Raw genomic sequence first — 5,755 nt, forward strand, 5'->3', positions numbered from 1 at the left:
GAAACAGCAGGCATGGCCTAAGAATCTCCGGCTTCTTTAAGCCGGAGAGGTTCAATGGAAAATAAAATAACAAGAACATTGTTGTATGTCGGAGAGGAAGGCGAAGTATCCATGGAAGTAATCATTGACGAGGAAAGAGAAACTATGTGGGCAACTCAAAAGACTATGGCTGAAGTGTTTGTGTTACTAAACAGAACATCTCTTATCATCTTAAAGATATTTTTAAGACTGGCGAACTTAATGAGAATTCAGTTGTCAAAAAAATTTTGACAACTGCATCTGATGGAAAAAAATATAATACTGCATTTTACAATTTAGATGCAATTATCTCTGTAGGATACAGAGTTAACTCTAAAAATGCAACACACTTCAGAATTTGGGCTACTGGTATTTTAAAAGAATTTATGATTAAAGGTTTCGTTTTGGATGATGAATTGTTGAAAAACGGCTCCAGGTTCGGAAAAGATTATTTCCATGACTTGCTCGAAAGAATTCGTGAGATTAGGGTTTCCGAGAGAAGATTCTATGAGAAATTAACTGATTTGTATGCAACAAGTCATGACTATAACAAAAATGCTGAACTCACTAGGAATTTCTATGCAAAAGTTCAAAACAAGCTTCATTATGCGGTTTCTGGAATGACTGCTCCTGAAATCATAAAGGATAGGGCAAGCAGCGACAAGGAAAATATGGGTCTGACCTCATGGAAACACTCTCCTGATGGTAAAATCCAGTTAAGTGATACTAGAGTGGCTAAAAACTATTTGTCTGAAGAGGAACTGGCTGATCTGAACAAACTTGTAGAGTTATATATTAATTTTGCAGAACTTCAGGCAACACGTGAAATCCCAATGTCCATGCAGGATTGGTCATACCAGTTAGACAAATTCCTTGATTTTGTAGGATATCAAATATTAGATTGTAAAGGTAAGGTATCCAGAGTTGAAGTTAATGATTTTGTCAAAGGAGAATTCGATAAGTTCAGACCTATCCAAGACAAATTGTACAAGTCTGATTATAATGAATTTGAAGAAAGAACTAGAAAACTATTAAATAAGTAGTTTTATATCTGAATAGATTTTAATATTTACTTATGAACAGTAATGAAAATTCAGAGAGTGTAGATGTATTGCTTGGAAATCCTAAAAAGGCATTGATAAGCATGTCTATACCTTTGATTATTTCATTGCTCATTTCTAGTTTATACAATCTCATTGATGCCGCTTGGGTGTCAGGATTGGGTGCCGATGCTCTTGCAGGAGTCGGTTTTTTCACACCTGTATTCATGATTTTGGTAGGTTTCGGAAACGGCCTTGGAGCGGGAGCTGCCTTTGCAATATCAAAATACATTGGAGAAGACAACAAGTCAAAGGCGGACAATGCATCAATCCATTCGATTCTAATTGATATTGCGGTATCAATTTTAATAACAATAATTCTTTGGTTTTCACTCATTCCTATATTGGAAGCAATGGGTGCTGGCCAGACCATTGGCTATGCAACAGATTATGGAAATATTATGGTCTTAGGTTCAATATTCATTATCCTCTCAAATGCCCTTTATGGAATCTATCGAGGTGAAGGAGAATCAACTAGGCCGATGTATGCCATGATGGCATCAGCTATTCTGAATATGATTCTTGATCCGATTTTCATTTATACTCTAAACCTGGGTGTAAAGGGTGCGGCTATTGCAACACTGATATCTGCCCTTTTTGTTATTTTAATATTAGTTTATTGGTTTTATATCAAAAATGACACTTATCTAAAGCCTAGACTGTCCAATTTTGACTATAAGTCGGATATCAGTTTTGATATTGTTAAAGTTGGAATTCCTGCAAGCATTCAGCTTTTAAACAATGCATTCTTTGCAGCTGTTTTTTCAGCGCTTCTTGCTTATTTGGGTTCAACAGATTCGGTTGCGGTCTACTCAACAGGATGGAGAATTGTGATAATTGGCACAACTCCTATTTTGGCTATTGGGACTGCCTTAATCAGTGTCATTGCCGCAAATTACGGTGCCAAAAACTATGAAAACATCAAGATTGCCCACAGGTATGCAATGAAGATTTCCATGATTTTTGCATTTGTGGTTTTAATCCTGACAAATGTATTTGCCTCAGACATTGCATCAATATTCGCTTCATCAGGCTCAAGCGTCAGAATAGCGGCAGAACTGACCAGTTTCCTGCAGTGGATTGTAATCTATTATCCGACAATGGCTGTTGGTGTGGCTTCAACATATGTTTTTCAGGGCCTTGGCAAAGGCATAACCGCAATGTTTCAGACAATCATGAGGGAAACTGGATTTACAATATTCTTTGCAGTTCTTTTGGGTGTTGTATGTGGTTATGGCGTTTGGGGCGCATGGATGGGCATTGTATTGGGTGAGATTGTTTCAAATAACCTTACGATGGTTTGGGCTGACAGGCAGATAAAAAAATTGATAAATATTAATGGTTAGACCCCATTAATATCTTTAAAGTAGATTTTCTCGTCACATATGGCATCCACTAGAGGCATGTCGTGGCTGACAAGCAAGAATCCCATGTTCCTTTCCTTGACTATTTTTAAAACGGAATCTATGATTTGCGCCTGTGTTATTGCATCAAGCATTGTTGTCATCTCGTCTGCAATCAGGTATTTTGTATTCGGATTCAGTGACCTTACGACAGAAAACCTTTGAAGCTCCCCACCGGAGAGTTCCTGCGGAAATCTTGTAAGCCAGGATTTTTGGATACCAAATTCGCTTAATACTTCATCGCTGACGTCCCAGGACTCTTCCAGAACCTGCTTCATTTTCCATTTTGGATTCATTACCTTTTCAGGGTGTTGATAAATCAATTGGACTGGTTTGAATCCTTTTTTGGGAAGTGGCTGACCATCCAGTGTAACAGTTCCTTCGTATTTGGTAATGTAGCCTGATAATATTTTGCAGAATGTTGATTTTCCACTACCGCTGTCTCCAATCAATCCAATGATTTTATTGCTATCCAATTCAATGTTGATGTCTTTAATTATGTAGTCTTTAGCGGAAGGATATTTGAATGAAATGTTTTCAGCTTTAAGTATCATCTTATGCACCCTCTTCATATTTGAAGCATCTTACTCTTTTTTCACCTAAACTAATTAATTCAGGTCGCTCTTCTTTGCATCTGCCAAATCTCATTTCGCATCGGTCATAATAAGGACATCCCTGTTGTATTTCCCCGTGCAATGGCTGGTGTCCTTTTATGATTTCAAATCCGTTTGCTGGAAGTGCCTTGTATAATGCTTTTGTGTAGGGGTGGAGCAGGTTTTCGCCGTCTCCTGAAAAGTCCTCCACTTTCGCAATCTCGATTACATATCCGGAGTAGAATATTCCGATTCTATCTGCCACTTCCAGTGCCGCATGGATATCGTGTGTGATTAGAAGCACTCCAATTCCATCTTCCTTCATGTGTCTGAAATGATTCAATGTCTCTTCCACTGTCTTTTCATCCAATCCTGGTGTTGGCTCATCTGCTACGACCAATTTTGGATCGGATAGCAATGCAGTTGAAACGAGCACTCTTCTTGCCATTCCTCCGGATAACTGGAAGGGATACATCTCATCAACTTCCGGACCCAGATTATAGTGTTCAAAGATTTCCCTTTGTTTGATTTTCTTTTGCTTTTTCTCCTCATCGCTTTGGGTAAGTCCAATTGCCTGGTCTGATATTTTCATCAATGGATCCAAATAGTTTACTGATTGGGGAACTAAAACGATATCTTTTCCTCTGATTTCTTCTTTGTCTTCTTGTGATAGTGTTTTTCCTTTGAATTTTATCTTTCCGTTCAGATTTGCATTGTCTGGAAGAATTCCAAATATTGCATGAGCAAGCAGGCTTTTCCCGGAACCGCTTGAACCTAAAACGGCCAATATCTCTCCTTCTGAGATATCCAAGGTTAAATCAGTGATGACTTTCAATTCTCTTTGATTTAATCCTTTTGTGTATTGTATAAATGAAATTGAAACATTTTCTACATCTAATACTTTTTCCATTAAATCACCTTAAATCATTTTCCAGATTATCAAATGACAAATTTTATATACTAATTTGTATCTTATCAATATTAAAGTTATTCAAAATTTACTAAAAAGTATTACTAATTAATTAAAATCACTGTTGAAAGTAATACATTTTTTGCTTGATGTGTTAGTATGAATGTGATTATAAAAGAGTTGGGCAATGATTCTGGTGAAATTGAAAATGTTCAGAAATTTTTATTTAAGATGATCAAACTTGAATTCGGTTATGATTATGTGCCTGAATGGCATCATGATATTGTAAACCTTGAAGAGTATTATGTCAATCCTGAGTGCAATAACTTCTTTGTTGCATATGCTGAAACCGGTGAAATTATTGCAACAATTGGAATAAGGGCATATGATAAGGATTTTCCGGAATTTAGACATCTCTATTCAAATGATACAACATCCAGCATTTGGAGATTGTTTGTCGACAGGCGATGCAGGCGTTGTGGGCTTGCCTCCAAAATGTTCAGCATAGCCGAGAATTTTGCCAATCAGGTGGGTTATGACGATATTTATCTGCACACTCACAAGACATTGGATGGTGCTATCGAATTCTGGACAAAAATGGGTTTCGTTGTAGCTTTGGATGCCAATGATGAACTGGAGACAGTTCATATGGACAAGCAGATTCGTGAACTTGAAATTAATCCTCTTGCACAGGATTTCAGATATGCTGTTAAATTATGATTTTTTAATGTATTTTTGAGTGTGTGGGCATGCGTATATGCATTTTCCGCATATGGTATCCGGTTTTCCCAAGTTTTCTTCACTTATTTTCAGTGCATACTTTTCGCATTTCTTGTCATCATAAAAGTCGTTTCTATTAAGTTTGTAATTCCAGTTCAGTCCGCTAATTGCCCCTCCAGGGCATGCATCTCTACATTCCATGCATGTTCCACATCTTGATTTGAGAATTGGCTTTCCAAAATCAAGGGGGGCATCAGTCAGTACTGACGAGAGTCTGAGGGCGGATCCGTATTCTTTTGTCGTAAACAGTGCAGATTTTCCTATCCATCCAAGGCCTGCACGGGTGGCTATTGTTTTATGGGGAAGTTCAAATGAGTTGAACTCACCAAAATCCTGCCCTAATCTTTTTCTTGTCTGTGCATATGCAGCATATCCCTCGTCTATTAAGAATTCCTCGCATTTCATTCCCAAAGCGTCTAACCTTGTATTCAGGCTTATCAGTTCCTCAAGATATTCTGGTGTTGGTCCGTTTATCATGCCTTTAATTATCTCTTTGGGATAGGTTATATAAAAGACAACGCCACTATTCAGGTGTGGCATTGGCGTAAAATGGGTTATGTCAGCATACCCAACTTCTATAGCGCCGTTTTTAAGCAGGTAATTTTTTAGTCTGAGAGATAAATCCATGGGCGAATATTTACAATTACTCTTATTTAAATTTAACATTTTTGTGCAAGAATTCTCCGGCTTCTTTAAGCCGGAGATGAATTGCACTTTGATGGGTATTAGAATTTTTTTTCATTATAAAAAAATTAATACTTTTCAAATGCTTGGATAAACTCTTTTTATTAAAAGGGTATATAATTATGGTTAAGAAAGGAGCAGTTATTTTTCATTTGTCCTTGGGGGAAAATGTGGATTCTTTTGGAAATCCATGTATTTTTTAGGGGATATGGATGGATAACTAAAATGTTCTTTTTCCTTTGTCTAAAAAAAAAGATATTATGATTT

At 37.1% G+C, this 5,755-nt stretch carries 7 protein-coding genes; 4 read left to right on the forward strand and 3 right to left on the reverse strand.

What is annotated here, in order from left to right; all coding sequences use genetic code 11:
- Positions 1-54: 54 nt before the first annotated feature.
- The 3 genes from Q0W26_RS11060 to Q0W26_RS11070 are packed head-to-tail and all read left to right on the forward strand — an operon-like array spanning position 55 to position 2,464.
- Positions 55-270, forward strand: a complete 216-nt coding sequence (locus Q0W26_RS11060; protein ID WP_298525284.1) for a hypothetical protein — start codon at positions 55-57, stop codon at positions 268-270.
- Entirely contained in the window at positions 267-1,061 is a 795-nt protein-coding gene (locus Q0W26_RS11065) for a virulence RhuM family protein (protein ID WP_298525286.1), read from the forward strand. Before Q0W26_RS11060 ends, Q0W26_RS11065 begins: the two co-directional genes overlap by 4 nt.
- A 32-nt stretch (positions 1,062-1,093) precedes the next feature.
- The gene (locus tag Q0W26_RS11070; RefSeq protein ID WP_298525288.1) at positions 1,094-2,464 is read left to right on the forward strand and encodes an MATE family efflux transporter; all 1,371 of its coding nucleotides are present in this window, start codon (positions 1,094-1,096) and stop codon (positions 2,462-2,464) included.
- On the opposite strand, the gene Q0W26_RS11075 is transcribed toward Q0W26_RS11070, so the two are convergent.
- Both Q0W26_RS11075 and Q0W26_RS11080 read right to left on the reverse strand, forming a co-directional pair.
- A complete protein-coding gene (locus Q0W26_RS11075) occupies positions 2,461-3,075 on the reverse strand; it encodes an ABC transporter ATP-binding protein (RefSeq protein ID WP_298525291.1) in 615 nt (204 codons plus the stop codon). The two genes, Q0W26_RS11070 and Q0W26_RS11075, sit on opposite strands and share 4 nt — an antisense overlap.
- 1 nt (position 3,076) lies before the next feature.
- A complete protein-coding gene (locus Q0W26_RS11080; protein ID WP_298525294.1) occupies positions 3,077-4,024 on the reverse strand; it encodes an ABC transporter ATP-binding protein in 948 nt (315 codons plus the stop codon).
- 159 nt (positions 4,025-4,183) lie between these two features.
- Between Q0W26_RS11080 and Q0W26_RS11085 the strand changes: the two genes are divergently transcribed.
- On the forward strand, positions 4,184-4,744 hold the full coding sequence (locus Q0W26_RS11085; protein ID WP_298525297.1) for a GNAT family N-acetyltransferase: 561 nt from the start codon (positions 4,184-4,186) through the stop codon (positions 4,742-4,744).
- Here the strand turns inward: Q0W26_RS11085 and Q0W26_RS11090 are convergent.
- On the reverse strand, positions 4,739-5,431 hold the full coding sequence (locus Q0W26_RS11090; RefSeq protein ID WP_298525300.1) for a 4Fe-4S double cluster binding domain-containing protein: 693 nt from the start codon (positions 5,429-5,431) through the stop codon (positions 4,739-4,741). The two genes, Q0W26_RS11085 and Q0W26_RS11090, sit on opposite strands and share 6 nt — an antisense overlap.
- Between the last annotated feature and the right edge of the window lie 324 nt (positions 5,432-5,755).

This window comes from uncultured Methanobrevibacter sp. (genome assembly GCF_947169325.1).
GTDB lineage: Archaea > Methanobacteriota > Methanobacteria > Methanobacteriales > Methanobacteriaceae > Methanocatella.